The sequence below is a fragment of the Microcoleus sp. FACHB-68 genome (genome assembly GCF_014695715.1).
In the GTDB taxonomy this organism is placed as follows: domain Bacteria; phylum Cyanobacteriota; class Cyanobacteriia; order Cyanobacteriales; family Oscillatoriaceae; genus FACHB-68.
In genome coordinates this window covers 161226-179537 of sequence record NZ_JACJOT010000003.1, presented here as the reverse complement: position 1 = coordinate 179537, position 18312 = coordinate 161226, and the positions used below count along the sequence as shown (strand labels likewise).

At 46.9% G+C, this 18312-nt stretch carries 10 protein-coding genes; 7 read left to right on the top strand and 3 right to left on the bottom strand.

Annotated features, from left to right (window positions below):
- The first annotated feature begins 5 nt into the window (after nt 1-5).
- The 7 genes from H6F73_RS03165 (at nt 6) to H6F73_RS03135 (ending at nt 13710) form a co-directional block, all read left to right on the top strand.
- Complete coding sequence (locus H6F73_RS03165; protein ID WP_190757369.1) at nt 6-953, top strand: HNH endonuclease signature motif containing protein; 948 nt, start codon at nt 6-8, stop codon at nt 951-953.
- A gap of 10 nt (nt 954-963) precedes the next feature.
- The gene (gene dndC, locus H6F73_RS03160; RefSeq protein ID WP_190757368.1) at nt 964-2649 is read left to right on the top strand and encodes a DNA phosphorothioation system sulfurtransferase DndC; all 1686 of its coding nucleotides are present in this window, start codon (nt 964-966) and stop codon (nt 2647-2649) included.
- Between the two features lie 36 nt (nt 2650-2685).
- The gene (gene dndD, locus H6F73_RS03155; protein WP_190757367.1) at nt 2686-4680 is read left to right on the top strand and encodes a DNA sulfur modification protein DndD; all 1995 of its coding nucleotides are present in this window, start codon (nt 2686-2688) and stop codon (nt 4678-4680) included.
- A gap of 42 nt (nt 4681-4722) precedes the next feature.
- Nucleotides 4723-5115, top strand: coding sequence for a DNA sulfur modification protein DndE (gene dndE / locus H6F73_RS03150; protein WP_190757366.1), 393 nt, complete (start codon nt 4723-4725; stop codon nt 5113-5115).
- A gap of 134 nt (nt 5116-5249) precedes the next feature.
- A complete protein-coding gene (locus H6F73_RS03145; protein ID WP_190757365.1) occupies nt 5250-6854 on the top strand; it encodes a DNA phosphorothioation-associated putative methyltransferase in 1605 nt (534 codons plus the stop codon).
- An 829-nt stretch (nt 6855-7683) separates the two neighbouring features.
- The gene (hppD, locus tag H6F73_RS03140; protein ID WP_190757364.1) at nt 7684-8805 is read left to right on the top strand and encodes a 4-hydroxyphenylpyruvate dioxygenase; all 1122 of its coding nucleotides are present in this window, start codon (nt 7684-7686) and stop codon (nt 8803-8805) included.
- 465 nt (nt 8806-9270) lie between these two features.
- Nucleotides 9271-13710, top strand: coding sequence for a DUF11 domain-containing protein (locus H6F73_RS03135; protein WP_190757363.1), 4440 nt, complete (start codon nt 9271-9273; stop codon nt 13708-13710).
- An 80-nt stretch (nt 13711-13790) separates the two neighbouring features.
- On the opposite strand, the gene cutA is transcribed toward H6F73_RS03135, so the two are convergent.
- From cutA to H6F73_RS03120, 3 genes are all read right to left on the bottom strand, one after another.
- Complete coding sequence (cutA, locus tag H6F73_RS03130; protein ID WP_190757362.1) at nt 13791-14132, bottom strand: divalent-cation tolerance protein CutA; 342 nt, start codon at nt 14130-14132, stop codon at nt 13791-13793.
- Nucleotides 14133-14194: 62 nt separating this feature from the next.
- Nucleotides 14195-15079, bottom strand: coding sequence for a pentapeptide repeat-containing protein (locus H6F73_RS03125; protein ID WP_190757361.1), 885 nt, complete (start codon nt 15077-15079; stop codon nt 14195-14197).
- Nucleotides 15080-15676: 597 nt separating this feature from the next.
- Nucleotides 15677-18097, bottom strand: a complete 2421-nt coding sequence (locus H6F73_RS03120) for a VIT domain-containing protein (RefSeq protein ID WP_190757360.1) — start codon at nt 18095-18097, stop codon at nt 15677-15679.
- Nucleotides 18098-18312 lie beyond the last annotated feature (215 nt).

The following is an 18312-nucleotide window of genomic DNA, read 5'->3' as shown; positions in this document are numbered from 1 at the left end:
GATTCATGGAATTTGAAGAAATTCATTCTTTCTTTAACACTACGGCAGATAAGCTGGAAGCCTGTTGGGACATACAGATTCTTAGCAATATTGCTAATCAGAGAGTTCCTGACTTTATTATGAGTGGTCGGGGTTCTCTACTTAGAGCAGACATACACATACTTTGGACACAATGGTTTATTGAATCGATCTGTGATCCAGAAAAATTTACTGACTCTACTCAAAGCTATGGTCATATTTTGGTGGCTGTTCAAAAAACAGTTCCTATCATTTTTTCTGGAATTTCTGAGGAGGAGCGCAAAACGCTTACAAGGTATATCTCAAGATTGATAGATAAAGAAGTCCAGCGCCGAAGTCCGAGGAAGCGCAGTTTTATTAGCCTAGAGGATAAAAAGCTTTTATGGGATATTTACGGCCCAGAACCCCGTTGTTGGATTTGTGGATATAAATTTACAAAGTGGGCCGAGAATAAGTTTTTAGGATACGAGAACTATACAGAAACGCCGCTATTTCAGTTTATTGATTACATGACCTTGCATGGTTTGTCTCAACGTGATATTTGCGTTGAAGTTGATCACGCTATACCTTTTTCAAAAGGTGGCAAAGAGGAAGATAACCTTCGTTTAGCCTGTGGATGGTGCAATTCTCACAAAAGTGATCGTATATCTGTATATGACGTTGCAATCAAGCCGCGTACAGTCGAGCATCCGAAACTTGGGAAACAAAGCGTACCTCATCCATTTTGGGTTGTTCGGCTTTTGTCTGTGCGTAGACGCTGTGAGTACGAGAATGGCTGCGATAATACAGTAGATCATGCTCAACTTACAGTAGTTCATAAGCATCCTGAAGGTGCTATGAATCCTACAAATTTGCGTGTTATATGCTCGGAACACGATCCTCTAGGCTCAACCCGTCTAGTAAGCAGGGAAGTTGCGGAACAAATGCGTAAATAAAGAGGGAAAAATGGCTAGAGAACAAGAATCAGGAAAAAACCAAGAGAGAAGTATAGTTGCAGATCTAGTTGAAGATATTCAATCTTTAACTACTGAAATTCAAGAACTTTACTGCTCAGATGAGATACCTTGGGTGATTGGATATTCGGGAGGTAAAGACAGTACGGCAGTTGTGCAGTTAATTTGGAATGCAATATCTGCTCTCCCCTCAGAAAAGCGCAACAAGACAATTCATGTTATTACCACAGATACGCTGGTAGAGAATCCCATAGTTTCTGCTTGGGTTAACAATTCTCTAAAACAGATGAAGGTTGCTGCTCAAGAACAAGAAATGCCAATACAACCCCACTTGCTCTATCCAGAAATCAAAGAAAGTTTCTGGGTCTGCTTAATAGGGAAGGGATATCCAGCACCTCGTATGCGATTTCGTTGGTGTACAGAACGCTTAAAAATACAACCTGCTAACCGCTTCATTCGTGATATGGTTCGTGCGAGCGGAGAGGTAATTCTTGTCTTGGGTATGCGTAAAGCTGAAAGTAACAAACGCGCTACCGTAATGGCAAAACATGAAAAAGGACGAGTTCGTGATCGCCTCAGTCCTAGATCGAGTTTAGTTAACGCTCTTGCATATACTCCTATTGAAGACTGGCGCAATGATGATGTGTGGATTTATTTGAATCAATGGCAAAACCCTTGGGGATACAGCAATAAAGACTTATTCGCTATGTATCGAGGTGCAACAGCAGATAATGAATGTCCTCTAGTCGTTGATACTTCTACCCCTAGCTGTGGCGATTCTCGCTTTGGCTGCTGGGTTTGCACGATGGTTAGTCAAGATAAATCGATGCAGGCGATGATCCAGAATGATGAGGAAAAAGAGTGGTTACAGCCTCTATTAGATATTCGTCAGGAATTAGATATTGAGAATGATCGCGACAAGAGAGACTTCCGCCGTATCTGGGGTCAGGTACAACTTTTTGAGCGCAATTTAGAGGGAGAAATCTCTATTGAGCCAATTCCTGGGCCTTATACTAAGTTTTGGCGTGAGCATTGGGTGCGGCGAGTATTAGAAGCGCAAACCCAAGTTCGGAAAACCGGCCCTGAAGAAATGCGCGATATCACCTTAATTACCCAAGAAGAATTAATCGAAATTCGCCGCATTTGGTTAGAAGAAAAACACGAATTTGATGATAGCTTGCCTAGAATTTATCAAGAAGTCACCGGCACACCCTTTGAAGACACCCGTCAAGGTGTCGATAAAAAACTGCTAGGCAGCGATGAATGGACAGTCCTTACCGAAGTCTGTGAAGAAGACGAAATGCACCTGGAATTAATGGCAAGATTGCTGGATACCGAACGCCAGCATTTCACAAAACCACGTCGCACCGGCATCTATGGAGATTTAGAAAAATGCTTCGACAGCAGTTCTCGTGACAAAGAAAAAGCCATCGACAACGCCCACTACCAGCGCAACATTAAAACTGCGGTTCAAGCTGTTAGAGAAAGTGACCCTGAAAGCCTCCAGCAAGTCAGGCAAGCCCTCGAACAAACCGGCAATCCCCAAAAAGACCATCCTGGAAGTGCCGGCAAAGCAAAAAACACCGTTGAAAGCGACGCTAACCAACCGAAGCAGCTATCTTGGGCAGATGTAAAATTCGCACCCACAAATGCCGGTGATCAAGACACCCAAGACTAGCCCATTCCTAACAGAAAATCCTGCAACCTTCACCCAATGATCTTTCGCGAACTCATCCTAGAAAATTTTGGCCCCTATCAGGGCAAACAAATTATCGATCTCACCCCCGAAACCGGCAGCACAACCCGCCCAATTATTCTGTTTGGCGGCATGAATGGGGGTGGCAAAACAACCCTCATGGATGCCCTTCGTCTTTCCCTCTATGGCATTCGCGCCCAGTGTTCCACCAGAGGCAATTTGAGCTACCCAGACTTTCTCTCCCAATGCGTTAACCGCAACACTCCACCGACAGAAAAAGCCCGCATTGAATTAACATTTGAACAAGTTCAAGAAGACGGGTTAGCGCAATATAAAATCGTCCGCTATTGGGAAAAAGAACCCAAAGAGGGAAAAGATACATTAGGCATTCTCACTAAAAGCGAATTTCAGAAAGAATGGTGGAAAGATGATGCCCTAACAAATACTTGGGATGAGTATATCGAAACCCTGCTCCCGCTTGGGATTTCTAACTTGTTTCTCTTTGACGGTGAACAGGTGAAAGAACTGGCAGAAGTCGAAACTCCCCCGGATTTTGTTGTCGGTGCGATTAAATCTCTTTTAGGGTTAGAACTTGCGGAACGCTTATCTGTTGATTTAGATATTTTACTCACTCGCAAACGCAAAGAAGCGGCTGCGGCAAAAGATATCGCCACGCTGGATAAAATCGAACAAAAATTTCAGCAAATTGCCGCAGAAAAAGAAATTGCCGCAGAACAGCAAGGCAGCTACGGGGATAAGTTAAAATGGACTGAAGAAACCCTGAAAAAAGCTACCGATAAATTTATTTTAGAAGGGGGAAAAATTGCCGGGGATCGCAGCCGGCTGGATGCAGAAAAAAAGGATTTGACAACACAGGCAGAAACAACCCGTCAGTCCCTAATTGATCTCGCTGCCGGTGCTTTACCCCTCACCCTGATTACTCCCCTGTTAGAGGAAGCAAAAATTCAAGCGGAAACAGAAGCCGGTCAACAGCAAGCAAAAATTGCAGCCGCTGCTATCAAACAGCGAAGTAATCGTCTGCTTAATTATATCAATGAGTTATCAATAAAGCCTGATTTATTTGAGAAAATTCAAACGTTTATTGCTCAAGAAAATCAAGAATTAGAAGCCCAAGCCGTTGCAGAACCCTGGCTAGATGTCGATATCGAAAGCCTCAGCCAACTGGAAAACTTACTGCGATACGAACTGCCGGCATTCTCAACCGCTGTCGGCAAACAATTACAGTATCTTAAACGCATTGAAACCGATATTGATTTTAAAGACAGAGAACTCGCCGCCGCCGCCTCACCGGAAGCCTATGAAAAATTAGAAACTGCGGTGAGAGAAGCCCACAAAGAAGTCGCCTACGCCAAAGCCGGCAGCGAAATCGCCAGCCGGCGCATCGAAGAATTAAACCGAGAACTCGCTAAAACTCAAAAAGAATTAGAAAAATACAGCGATGAATATATCCAGCAAAAAAATAGTCAGCACATCATCACATCAATTGCTAAAGCCCAAAACACCCTGAAACAGTTTCGGGAAAAATTAACGATTCAAAAACTCACAAAATTAGAAAACGCCGTCACCGATTGCTTCCGCTATCTCCTGCACAAATCAGATTTAGTGCATCGCGTCGCCATAGACACCAACACCTTCAGCCTTTCCCTCTTTGATCCGCAAGGACAGCCGGTGCCCAAACACCGCTTATCTGCCGGCGAAAAACAACTGCTTGCCATTGCACTTTTGTGGGGATTAGCCCGCGTTTCCGGGCGTCACTTGCCGGTTGCTATTGACACTCCTTTAGGACGTTTAGATTCATCCCACCGGCAGAATTTAGTTGAGCGTTATTTTCCCTCTGCCAGTCATCAAGTTATTCTGCTTTCTACGGATACTGAAGTGAGAAAAGTAGAAGTAGAAAAACTGAGGGAATTGGATGCAGTTGCTCGTGAATATCTGTTGAAATATGATGGAAGTGAGCGTCAGACAAAAGTGGAAAGTGGGTATTTTTGGTAAAGTTAAAAAACTCCCCCAAATTCCTAATATTAAGCCTAAATCATGGAATCACCAATCGACCGAATTAAACTCTCCCAAACCGGCAAAGATCAACTCACCAAACTCAAACGCCTCACCAAAATCGACCAATGGAATATCCTCTGCCGGTGGGCATTTTGCCGTTCCCTCGCCGAACCCAGCATCCCCTCACCCGTCCCCATCCCCGCCGATAGCAACGTCGAACTCACCTGGCGCGTCTTCGGCGGAGAAATCTCCGATATCCTCTTAATTGCCCTCAAACAACGCTGCCACAACGACGGATTAGGAACCGACAAAGAAACCCTCGCTAACCAATTTCGCCTCCACCTGCATCGCGGCATCGGTTACTTAGCCGGCGATCCAAATATCAAAAAAATCGAAGACTTAATAGAAATCCCCCTAAAATCCCAAACCTAACCCCAATGCCCCATGCCCCATGCCCCATGCCCCATGCCCCATGCCCAATCCCCTCATTGTTAACTTTTAATGAGTCCCGTAGCCAAACCAATCATCCCCCGCTATATTAACCAAAACGCTCCCGATTGAGAGTTATGGTCGCTTTAGTCCCGGAAGCTTTAGAAATTGAGCGTCACAGAGCCGCAATGGTTCGTACAGACCTCTCTAAACCCGTGCGATTGGCAATCGAATCGGCAATCTTTACAGAACATACCAGCTTTTTTGACTATGGCTGCGGACACGGCGGCGACGTTACTCGACTGGCAAACCTAGGCTGTGCCAGCACCGGCTGGGACCCCTACTACTGCCCTGACGCCCCCATAACTCCCGCAGATATTGTTAATATTGGCTACGTGATCAACGTTATCGAAGATCCAGAGGAACGCCGGCACGCCTTGCAGCAAGCCTGGGATCTCACCGGCCAAGTTTTGATTGTAGCCGCCCAAGTTTTAATCAGTAACCGTAGCAGCGATCAAATCGCCTACGGAGATGGCATCGTCACCCGCCGCAACACTTTCCAAAAATATTACGAACAAGCAGAACTGAAAACCTACATCGACACAGTTCTCAATGTTGATGCGGTGCCGGTGGATTTAGGGATCTATTTCGTTTTCCGAGATGCCGCGCAAGCTCAAAGCTTTCGGGTTTCCTGCTTCCGATCTTTCGCCTCAACACCCAGAATTCGCATCCCCAGCAAACGCTTTGAGGATTATCAAGAACAACTCGCACCCCTGATGGCATTTGTCACCCATCGCGGCAGACTGCCGGTAAAGGGAGAATTACCCGAAGAAATCGAACTCAATAAAGAATTTGGCAGTATCCGCCGCGCCTTCCAAGTCATTCTCCTCGCCACCGACGAAGAAGATTGGGATGCCATCGCGTACCGGCGCAGTCTCGACCTCTTAGTTTATCTCGCGCTCACCCATTTTGGCCACCGGCCCAGCGCCAGAAAACTTGCCCCAGAAATCAAACACGATATCAAAGCCTTCTTCGGCACTTATGACGAAGCCTGTGAAACTGCTGACAGAATGCTCTTTAGCCTCGGAAATCCAGGCGTCGTTGCCGGCTGTTGTCAGCGCAGCCAAATTGGTAAAAAACTCCGTAATGCTCTCTACGTCCACGTTAGCGCCCTGGAACAGCTCGATCCCCTCCTCAGAATCTATGAAGGCTGTGCCAGCCGTACCATCGGGTGTTTAGAGGGTGCAACCTTAATTAAATTTCACACCGATAAGCCCAAAATTTCCTATCTCTTCTATCCAGATTTCGACACCGAACCCCATCCCGCCTTGCACACCAGTATGCAAATCGATCTGCGGGATCTCGATGTCAAATATAGCGACTACGACACCTCCGACAACCCCCCAATCCTGCACCGCAAAGAAACCTTCGTCACCCCCGACTATCCCCGCTACGAAGAATTTGCCCAACTCACCCAGCAAGAAGAAAATTGGGGCTTACTCGAAAACACCTCAACCATCGGTAGGCACAAAGGCTGGCAAGAATGCCTTGCCGAAAACTACGCCGACATCCGGGGACACTGCGTTTACTGGCGCGAAGATGCTGAGCCTTCTAAAGTAGCAGCTTTGCGAAGCGCCCGCCCCACCCTGGAAGCCGGCAACTGTCTTCTGTTTATGAAAGAGACAGATGAAGTGGGTGCGTGCGGCAAAGCAATCAGCGAATCCACATTAAATTTGCCTTAATGAAAGCGGGGAAGAGGAAGAAGCGGCGAAACACAGACAGCTTTTTTTGGCGGCTAGATTGGAAATTTAGATGCTAATTCGCTTCACATCCGTCACAGCCATCTTAATTTAGCCTGAAACCTGCAAATTTTTCTGCCAAACTGGCCACACACTCACGGGCTGCTGAGCCAGAATAAGAATCGAATCACCCCCATTTGCCGGCAAACCCCTTTTCGTTAAAACAGTCTGCCCAATTGCCGGCACTTATTCTAGAGTACGTCTGGACAAATTTTAAAGCCGGCCTAAAGCTAAAATATGCAATTTAAAGTTTTTATAAATTCGGGCTTACTTTGCATTGAAAATCTTAGAGGCGATTGACAAATTACCTTTTTGCTTGATAAAACATGAATAGGTTAACGCAAAAATAGCTGAGAAATAAGTTTACAAACTTCTGTAGACATGAATACAAATTTTTGTGTAAAATAAAGAAGATTTTTAGTTGAAGCTAGTAAAAAAGCATAGCCCATCACTAAACCTGAATCGAAGTAAAAATCCTGTGATGCCACAAAATTTACAGATAGACTTTCCCAGAAACCCAAGGTAACACATCCAGGTAAACCGACTAGATTTCAGAGAAGTGATTGAGCTGAGCCATGTCCTTTTTCTGGCCGGCAAACCGCTAGCTTGACTGATAAATCTAGAAATGCCTAGATTGAGAAAATCTGTTAAATTCTGTCCAGTTAACCGTTTCATTTTGAATCATTGACAAAGTCTGGAATATTCTTTAAAAAAGAAAACAAGGGCTTGTAAAAGTCAATGAGGGCAATCCACCGGATTAGGAGCTGTCATTATGGTAGTCGGAATTAAAAACGAAGTTGCGCCGGCACAAGAAACCGATTTTTTACGAATTAAGGGCATCGACTATGTAGAGTATTACGTTAGTAACGCATTTCAAACAATGCACTTTTTCCGCACAGCATTTGGGTTTAAGCCCATTGCTTATGCCGGCTTTGAAACCGGCGTGCGTGATCACGTCTCCTATGTGTCCAGACAGCGCAACATTCGGTTTGTCTTCACCTCCTCATTCGAGCAAGAGAGCCAAGTTAGCAAACACGTCGCAAAACATGGTGATGGCGTCAAAGATATTGCCTTCAAAGTCGATGATGCCGTTTACGCCTTTGAAGAATCCGTAAAACGGGGTGCCAAACCCATCCTGGAACCAACCGTTTGTGAAGACGAAAACGGACAAGCCATTAAAGCAACCATCGGAGTTTGTGGCGACTTTGTTCACTCCTTTATCCAACGCGATAATTACGAAGGCGCATTTTTACCCAACTTTGAAACCATTAAAAATCCGCCCATCACCTTATCGACAGGACTTTCCTCAATCGACCACATGGTTTTGTGCGTTCCAGAAGGCGAACTCCAACAATGGGTTGATTACTATTGCCAAGCCCTCGGCTTCCAAAATTCCTACAATCTTGATGTTACGAGTTCCGTCAGCGGAATGCACTATGCAGTCGCTCAGAACGGGATTGGCTCAATCAAAATGTCGATTGTCGAGCCGGTTTTAGGAACACAAAAATCGCAAATTCAAGAATTCCTGATGTTCAATAACGGCCCAGGAATTCAGCACATCGCCATGCTATCAAACGACATCGTGCAAACAGTGCAATCCCTGCGCGGAAACGGCATGGAATTTTTACGCACGCCTGATACCTACTACGATATGCTCGAAGAACGCATTGGCGAAATCGACGAAGATATCTCAGTATTGCGCGAACTGGGAGTCTTAGCAGATCGTGACGAAGAAGGCTACTTGATGCAAGTCTTTACCAAGCCAATTCAAGGCCGGCCCACCCTCTTTTTAGAAATCATTCAGCGCCACGGCACTCGCCTATTCGGACACGGCAACATTGAAGCATTATTTAAAGCCGTCGAGCGCGAACAAGCCTTGCGCGGGAATTTGTAAAGCCTTACATTTAGGCTGATATCTGACTGACATCTGTAGGGGCGATTGGCTGTAGGCGTTAAGAGCGCCGGCGTAGCCAACGCCCCTATTTTTCGTTTTTATGGGCTAAAAGTATATTCGACGCGCCGGCACAGAAGGATTCTTGATTACTATTTACAATTCTTAAAAGATTATCCTCATAAAAATTTTCAATCGCCGGCACCCCACCCTAGCGCAAAAGTACGAGTTGGAGTTTAAACTACTCTCAGAGAGCGACAAGCGCTACTAAAAATCGTTACAGCCACACCGACTTTGTCTGAATAAATAGGCCATGAATTGATTGATGCTGAATTTGGGCATCTTGTGGCTATATTGACATTTAACCGTGAAGCTGAACAAATTGTTTAGCGGCTTTGGGTTGCAAAAGCCGGTGCAGAACCCGCTACAAACAGGCGGAAAAAGCCAATAGGGAAGCAGGAGAAAATAATGGGTTCACAAAATATTAATTTATCGAAAAAAGTAAATCATCAACTAGAAATTAAAAAACCTGTTAATTTCTCCACTTTTCCTGCTTCCTTAATTTTGGCTGCTTGTGTCGCCGGCTACTGCACAGCGCCGGCTCAGGCAGAAGGCAGCCGAGAGTTAGTCTCAAGTGGGGGCAATAGACCCTTTCTAGAGTGGACAAATCTTGCCCCCACAGCCGGCATCCCCCGACGGACAACCTTAAAAGTTTACGTCAATGCCGGCGAAACAATTAACCTCGGTTCTAGCGTTCCCAATAGCTACGACGCTGGGGCGGGTGCCGGCATCACAGATATTGTTTACCGCAGTCCGTTTGGTGGACAAAATGGCACTTGCGACGTTAATCAAGCAACGGGCTTTGGGTTTATTGATACCCTTGCCAAAGAAGCGGCTGGCCCACTTCCAGCAGCCGGTGGTTACACTCCTTGCACTGTCGTAGCCACGGAAACAGGAATTTATGAAGTAGAATTTCACGCCCCATTTTTTAGCGCCGGTGCCATTGGCAACCCAACCGCAAGAGGTGCAAATGTCGCCTTCCCCACAGATGGCACACAACTTCAAACAGTCGCCGCCTGGGATATCACAGTCACTAATGGAGGGGTACCTATTGCAGGGCGAGTTTATGCAGAATACCTAGCGCTCAATATGGGAAGTACCGACGCCAGCGGGACAACCAATACCAGTCCCATCAGTTCACGAACCTACATTCAAACAGAGGATGGTTATCGCTACTTTGTTGACCTGAACGGTTTGCAGCCGTTTGGATTTATCTATTTTGCCAATAAAAGAGGCTTTACAGACACAGCCGGCAATGCACTTTATCGCTCGATCCGGCTGGATGCTGGGGGAACACTCCCAGCAGGGATTCTCGTAAATCCCACCGAAAAGGTTTTTCTAAACGTCCCCGCAGCAGACTTACCGACATTTGCCACTTCTCCCAGCGGCAGTACATGGCTCCTTACCCCAGCAGCCCCACCCCCTATCCCAACTAATTTCACATTTACTGGGCGTGAAGGAACGCCGAATCAAATGGGAAGCACTCCAGTGGAGGGAGGCGACTTTAGCTTTAATGCACCGGCAAGCATTACAGGGGTTACTTACACCATTCAGATCGATGTCAACCAAGACGGAGATTATAACGACCCAATTGATCGGATCTTGAGAGGTATTGCCGTAGGTGGGTTAAATACCGTGCAATGGGATGGCCGAGATGGCTTTGGAAATCCCATTTCTGCTAGTCTTATTCCCTACGGTGCTTCAATGACACTCAATGGCGGTGAAGTACATTTTCCCTTTTTAGATCCTGAAAATAATGCAGGGGGTCTGATTATTCAGCGGCAAATTCCAATAGGGGGAAGTACCGATACCGTTTATTACGATGATACCGGCTTAACCGGCACCACACCTCCTAACCCAATCAGTGCGATAGCTGGAGTTCCCAGTAGCACTGGCGCTCACAGGTTTGGAAACTTTAGCGGCTTTCAGACGGAATTTGGTAATGACAAAGGCATTGACACGTGGACATATTTACCATCTACACCCATCGCGCTTGATGGAAGTATCACTGTTGCAGCCGCCAATCTCACAATTGCTAAAACGGATAATGTTACAACCATTGCAGCAGGCAGCCCGATTACTTATACCATTACAGTCACGAATAATGGACCCAGTACAGCCATCGGCGCAACGGTGATCGATAACATTCCAGCGAGTATTACCGACGTTAACTGGACTTGTGCAATTACTGCCGGCACTGGCGCTTGTGGAACGGCCAATGGTACAGGAAATGCCATCAACACCACCGTTAATCTCAATAGCGGAGCCACCGCTACCTACACAGTAACCGGAACCGTCTCTCCAACCGCCACCGGCACATTAACCAACACCGCTACCGTGCGCCGGCCCAATGATACTGCCGATCCGGTAGACAATGACGGTAGTGGCGGTAATAACACCAGCGAAAGCGCCACCGATACTACGACCATTGGCCCTCCATCCGCTGACTTAGGGATCGCAAAAACCGACAATCAAACGAGCACCACTGCCGGCAGCGCCATCGCTTATACCATTACCGTAACCAACAACGGCACGAGCACCGTTAATAGCGTCACCGTTACTGATCCGATTCCTGCCGGCATCACTAACCCCACCTACACTCCCAGCACCGGCACTTATGACCCAGCAACCGGCGCTTGGACTGGCTTAACTCTGGCAACCGGACAAAGCATTACCCTCACTATCAACGCCACCGTTGCCGCAAATGCCACCGGCACTTTAACCAATACGGCGACTGTTGCACCTCCTGCCGGTGTCACAGATCCGAATAATACGAACAACCAAAGCCAGGATACAACCGAGATCATTCCACCCGCCGATCTCGCCGTAACCAAAACGGTAGACAATCCCAATCCCACGGTTGGGCAAACGATTAATTACACCGTTACCTTAACCAACACCGGCCCTTCCACTGCCACCAATGTTGCCATTACTGACCAAATCCCTGCCGGTTTAACCTTTGTCTCCTCAACACCGAGTCAGGGAACCTACGATAATACAACCGGCCTTTGGACTGTAGGGACTGTTGCTAATGGGGCTGCTGTTACCTTAACCATTACCGCCACTGTTAACACGACTAACCCCATTACAAATACCGCAACCATTTCCGCTTCAGATCAGCCAGATCCAGATCCGACAGATAACACCGGCACGGTGACAGTACCACAACAGCAAGCCGATTTATCTGTAGCTAAAACTGTTGATAATCCCAGTCCCGGAGTAGGTCAGAATATCACCTACACCGTCACCTTAACCAACACCGGCCCTGCCAATGCGACGGGAGTACAAGTCACTGACCAAATCCCTGCCGGCTTAACGTTTGTCTCGGCAACACCCAGTCAGGGGACTTATGACAATACCACCGGCCTTTGGAATGTGGGCAATGTCACCAATGGTGCCGGTGCTACCCTCAGAATTACTGCCACAGTCAATACAACCAATCCAATTACCAACACCGCCCAAGTTAGCGCCTCAGATCAGCCAGACCCCGACTCGACTGCCGGCAACGGCAATGCCAGTGAAGATGACCAAGCCAGCGTGGGTATATCCCAGCAGGTGGCGGATCTGTCACTGGCTAAAACGGTGGATAATGCTAATCCATCGGTGGGTCAGACAATTGCTTATACCGTGACTCTGAGCAACACCGGCCCTGCCAATGCGACGGGAGTGCAAGTCACTGACCAAATCCCTGCCGGTTTAACCTTTGTCTCGGCAACACCCAGTCAGGGAACTTATGACAATGCAACCGGCCTTTGGAATGTGGGCAATGTCACCAATGGTGCCGGTGCTACCCTCAGAATTACTGCCACAGTCAATACAACCAATCCAATTACCAACACCGCCCAAGTTAGCGCCTCAGATCAGCCAGACCCCGACTCGACTGCCGGCAACGGCAATGCCAGTGAAGATGACCAAGCCAGCGTGGGTATATCCCAGCAGGTGGCGGATCTGTCACTGGCTAAAACGGTGGATAATGCTAATCCATCGGTGGGTCAGACAATTGCTTATACCGTGACTCTGAGCAACACCGGCCCTGCCAATGCGACGGGAGTGCAAGTCACTGAACAGTTGCCGGCAGGTTTAACGTTTGTCTCGGCAACACCGAGTCAGGGAACCTACGACAATACAACCGGCCTTTGGAATGTGGGCAATGTCACCAATGGTGCCGGTGCCACCTTAATTATTCGGGCGACGCTGAACACCGTGGGTGTGGTGACAAATACTGCTGCTATCACTGCCGCCGATCAAAGTGATCCAGACTCAACTCCAGGAAACAATGCCCCAGGTGAAGATGACCAAGCCAGTGTAGCGGTGCCGGCAAAACCAAACCTGCGCCTGGTGAAGAGAGTGACCCAAATTAACTCGACAAGCTTTAATGATTTGGTGGATGATCCAGCCGATGCCAATGACAATGCTGCTAACTGGCCCAGCAATTATTTGCTAGGAAGAACCGATGGCGGCAGGGTTCAGCCAGGTGATGAAATTGAATATACAATTTACTTTCTCTCGGATGGGTCTACACCTGCCGGCAATGTTGTTTTGTGTGACTTAGTTCCGCCTAATTTGGGCTTTATTCCCAATGCTTTTGGTGCGGTTCAAGGCATCTCTGTTTTGCTCAATGGAACCCAGCAGTCTTATACCAATAGTGCCGATGGAGATGGGGGTCAATTTTATCCTGCCGGCACCTTAATTCCTCCCCCTCCAGGCGGTGTCTCTCCCCAACCCTGCGGGGCTGCCAATACGAATGGGGCTGTGATTGTTAATTTAGGCAACATTCCCACGGCAACGGGTTCAAATCCTGCGAATTCCTATGGATTTATCCGCTTCCGTGCCCGATTTATTGAGTGATTTTATAGCCTCTAAAAAACCTAAGCTTTTACTCTTTCAAACTAGCCAATTATTGGCATTTTTAGGGGCGTGTTCACTCTTTACTTTTCCGATTTCACGTTTTCAGAAATCCATTTTAAATAGGACTGAGAGCCGGCAACTATTGGCAATGCAATAATTTCTGGCACTTCATAAGAGTGCAGTTCTCGCACTTTGCTTTCCAAATCTGAAAATTTGCTCAAATCTGTTTTAATCAGCAGTTGCCACTCATCCTCTGATTGCACTTCGCCCTGCCAAGTGTAAATTGAATGGACGGGAAGCAAGCTCACGCAAGCTGCCAGATGCGCTTCTATTAAAGCTTTGGCAATCATTTCTGCTTCCGTGCGCGAAGCGGCTGTCACCATCACCACAGCGTACTGAGGTGGCCTAGAATCTTTTTGCATCCCCCGTCCATTGCCTAAAATTAAACATTAAAGATCAAAACTTTTCTCTTTCATTTTAAGTTTTAAGTTGAAACTGCCAGGGTTGGAGAACCATCAGCGGTTAAGTAAAAATAGCGTCTCGTCAACTCCGGTAGCGTTGCGCCGGCAAATTCAGCTCCATCAATGGAAGCGCCCATCAGTGTGGCTTCGCTTAAGTCTGCTTCTGTTAAGTCCGCCCGGTTTAGTCTTGTCCAGTCCAAGTTAGATTTATAAAGCGAGGCTCGCGATAGGTTGGCACCTGTCAAGTCTGCCCCAATTAAGCTAGCCCACCGTAGCTGAGCTTCTGTAAGATTGGCAGAAACTAAGTTAGAGCCTTCAAGATTTGCGTTATTGAGTTTAGCATCACTTAGGTTAATGCCGTTGAGATCGCTTCCATTGAGATCAACCCCGTTTAAGTAAGCTTGGCTGAGGTTCACACCGCTTAAAATTGCACCATAAAGCATCGCTCCACTTAGCCTTGCACAGCACAGGTTCGCCCAACTCAAATTGGCTCCCGTGAGTTTTGCATTCCGAAAGTTAACTCCTTGCAAATTTGCTCCGCAAAGGTTGGCACTCCAAAGATTCGCACTTCGGAAGTTAACGCCGGTGAGGTTTGCGCCACTGAGTTTCGCTCTGGGTAATTTGGCTTTTACCATGTAGGCACCCGTTAAGGTGGCTTTGGTGAGGTCTGCATCTGCCAATTTTCCTTCGCTCATTTTGACAAAGCTCAGGTTAGCCCAGTTTAAACAAGCGCTACTGAGATCGGTTTTGGTAAGTACCGCTCTACTGAGATCCGCACCTCTAAGGTTAGCTTTGGTGAGGTTAACTCCAACGAGAGTGACTCCTTTGAGATCGGCTCCACTGAGATCGGAGTCGGCAAAGTTCCTTTCTCCTGATTCATACCGATTGAGTAAATCCCGAACTTCCATCTGTGTTGACTCCGGTACTCGCAATTTTATTTCTTTAAGCGGTGAACATTCGCTCGCCCACCGACTGTAGCTCAAGCATATAATTCCCGTTTTGTCACTCAACAAAACAGTTTGAATGAGATTTTAAATAAAAATTTAATCTCTTCTATATTAAAAATTTTACAGCACTCGGCTTTTCGCATGAGTGCTCACACTCGGTTCTGTAACAAATATTTTCTTAATGAGAAACGTCTGAGGGCAGTGTCAATCCAATTTCTGATAGAGGTGCGTGCAAAGCCCCGTGAAAAACATAGCTAAGAAAGGTATCGTTTGGGGGAAAACAGCAGAGTTAGCTATTTTTTAACTTCTATTATAGATGCAAATTTAATTGCAAGTGTAAATTAATATTATTATATTGCTGATGCCGGCTGTTCTACGCTATTGCAACAGTAAGCACTTAGTCTTCTAAGTGCTGAGTGGGTGAGTGCTCAGTCCTGAGTCCTGAGTTGGTGAGTGAGTGACGCGCCGGCCTAAAACTGGCGATCAGCGTGAAACCGGCGAGAAAGGACTTTACGACTTAGGATTAATCCCTCTCTAACGTCACTCAGGACTCAGAACTCAGTTAACGCGCAGTTTGAGACGAATGTTGCCGGCTACAGAACTCGGTGCAGACCAGCCGGCAAGCGCTTGCTTAATTTGATTGATCACGGTCATGTCTTGGATTGTCGAAGCTTTGTCATCTAAGATGATCCGCCCAACGCGGCCATTTTTAACCGGGAACTCTAGGACAATTTCGCCGGCAATCTCTTGAGACAAAGTTACGATTTTCAAATATTGGGTTAGCGATGCGATCGCACTTTGATCCAATCCATCTGCACTGATAATTGCAATACGATCGGCATTTTGTGAAAAATTCTCGGCTTCTAAGGGTGAAGTTCTTGACTCTAAAACGGGTGGTGCCGCCGAAATTGCAACATCGGCACCTGAAGAAGAACCGGGAAGGCGGTTCATTTGGCGGGGTGCGCTAGAAGGTGCCGGTGCAGCTACACCCGTCGTTATCAACCTCTCATCCCGGCCAAAAATTCCTTCATAGCTGACACCGTCTGGCAACTCCACCGGCACTTGCACTCGCTGGCGCGTTCCATCGGGATTGACGCGCACTTCCTCGCTGACGGCAACAAAAGCGGTGTACTGCGACAGCAGCCGGTAACTTAAGGCGGTATCCGTCACTGCTTCAACACCAGATTTTGTTTCGCCGGCAAACATTTGATTCATCAAATCTTTAATCCGCGATCGCCCCCACAGTTGCGCGATACCTGGGTTGCCGGTGCCGGCAAAATCAACATTCAAAGTCTGTTCATAGCGCTTGCCACCCGCTGCAGTGCCGGTGATTTTCAACTGTCCTTTTCTGCCATCTTGTTTGCGTCCAAATAACACTAATGGCTGCTGTGCAAATAAGTCTGGAACCGCGTTTGGATAAAGGTCTGGTTTTCCCTCACCTTCCCAGTTCACTTGAATATTGGTCAAGACGGGATTGTTAATTTGGCGGAAAAACTTCTCGGCAACTTCTTGGGTGGGTTCATCTTGACGAATAACTTGAGAGGTGCCTCTTCCCACTTCAGCAAGGCGATTGAGTAAAAATCGATTAACAGAACTACCCACACCAAAACTATACAGCCGGTTGCCAGATTTTAATTTGCTTTGCACTTCGGCCATCACCTCATTTTCATTGCCAATGTAGCCATCGGTGAGGAGAACAACGCTGCGAAGCCGGCCCTCTTTTGCAGCAGGAAAATTCAACACGGCACGGATGCCGTTGAGCAATTCTGTGCCGCCATTGGCATCTAGCTGCTCGATATAAGCCATTGCTTTCTGCCGGTTGGCGGGGGTATTGGGGAGGGGTGCCGGTGACAGTTGCGTGGCGGTATTGGCAAAGTCAATGATGGTAAATGTGTCGTTAGGATTGAGTCCGTTGATAAACCGGCGCATCAATTCCTTAGATTTTATAATCGGATCGCCTGACTGAGAGCCAGAGGTATCCATTAAAAAGACAACATCTTTAGGGACAATTTCGTTAGATTTATAATCAACTGCGGGGATGAGATAAACAGCGAAATGACCGCCGCGATCATCTGTTTGGGTTAAGACAGTGGCTTGCGTATTTTCTCCGGCAACTTGATAGCGCAGAATCAAATCTTTGTTGGGAATATTATCTTCTTGCGCTAATTGTACTTTTGTGGTGCTGCCGGTGCGTTCGGTGCGGATTTTATGAGAAGTTGATTGCACCTGTTGAATCGGGATGCCGGCGTCAATTTCTACGGTAACGTTAATATCATGTCCCGAACGAGTTCCGGGTTTGAGGACAGGTGGGGTGATGCGGGAGGCATCGGTAACACGATCAGTATCGCCATTTGGAGAAATTGGGTTGCCAGGAATGTATCGTGGCCCTACAACCATTGGGAAGACGAATTCGTAATTTCCTCCTTCAAATTTTAAGCTATCAGTGTAGCGAATCGTAACATCAATTTTTTCACCGGGTTTGATATTAGCGAGGGATTGGGTAAAGATGTTATCTCGTTCTTGCTCTAAAAGGCCGGCAGTGCGTCCTTCCCGAACAGCTTGTTCGTAAATTTTTTGCGCTTCCTCGCGTTTTTTTATATCACCTTTAATAATCCGATCACCGATTTTTATTTCCATGTCATCTACCGCTGCTTCATCGGGAAGCGGGAACACATAAATGGCTTCTAAGGGTTCTTTAAAAGGGTTTTCAAAGGTTTGCGTAACTTCAACGCGGGAAACATTGCCGGCAATTTTGGCTTTAACGTCGGTATGTTTGAGGGGAAAAACTTGTTGTTTGCCTTCTTTTGAGAGGACAAATAAGCCGCCGGGTGGGTTGTCGGGTTGGTAGGCGGGGGTATTGCTGGGGTTGGTTTGGCTGATTTGAACTGCCGGCTCATTAATTTGTGGCGGTTGTAGTGCAACGGTTCCGACTGTGCCGGTTAGTAGTGCGATGGCTGGTAATATATAAGCAAATTTCATAGCAATTCTTTGTCTGAGATATTAAGTTCGTTCGCTTTAAAGATGACACGGCTTAAGTGCAAACGTTCCTCAGTTGCATTTTTTGTAACAATAAAGGCTCGGCGTGGTTGAAAAAGACAGGAAAAATGCAATAGCCTTCCTTTATGTACGGCAGATGCCGGCATAATCAGCTCACTTATTGCGAAAATCCATCTTTGGGATTTCATAACTTCTGA

Bases quoted from the DNA above. Each gene is read 5' to 3' on its own strand.
- H6F73_RS03135 (WP_190757363.1), top strand. From the start codon at position 9,271: ATGGGTTCACAAAATATTAATTTATCGAAAAAAGTAAATCATCAACTA.
- H6F73_RS03145 (WP_190757365.1), top strand. From the start codon at position 5,250: ATGGTCGCTTTAGTCCCGGAAGCTTTAGAAATTGAGCGTCACAGAGCC.
- H6F73_RS03125 (WP_190757361.1), bottom strand. From the start codon at position 15,079: ATGGAAGTTCGGGATTTACTCAATCGGTATGAATCAGGAGAAAGGAAC.
- dndC (WP_190757368.1), top strand. From the start codon at position 964: ATGGCTAGAGAACAAGAATCAGGAAAAAACCAAGAGAGAAGTATAGTT.
- cutA (WP_190757362.1), bottom strand. From the start codon at position 14,132: ATGCAAAAAGATTCTAGGCCACCTCAGTACGCTGTGGTGATGGTGACA.
- dndD (WP_190757367.1), top strand. From the start codon at position 2,686: ATGATCTTTCGCGAACTCATCCTAGAAAATTTTGGCCCCTATCAGGGC.
- dndE (WP_190757366.1), top strand. From the start codon at position 4,723: ATGGAATCACCAATCGACCGAATTAAACTCTCCCAAACCGGCAAAGAT.
- H6F73_RS03120 (WP_190757360.1), bottom strand. From the start codon at position 18,097: ATGAAATTTGCTTATATATTACCAGCCATCGCACTACTAACCGGCACA.
- H6F73_RS03165 (WP_190757369.1), top strand. From the start codon at position 6: ATGGAATTTGAAGAAATTCATTCTTTCTTTAACACTACGGCAGATAAG.
- hppD (WP_190757364.1), top strand. From the start codon at position 7,684: ATGGTAGTCGGAATTAAAAACGAAGTTGCGCCGGCACAAGAAACCGAT.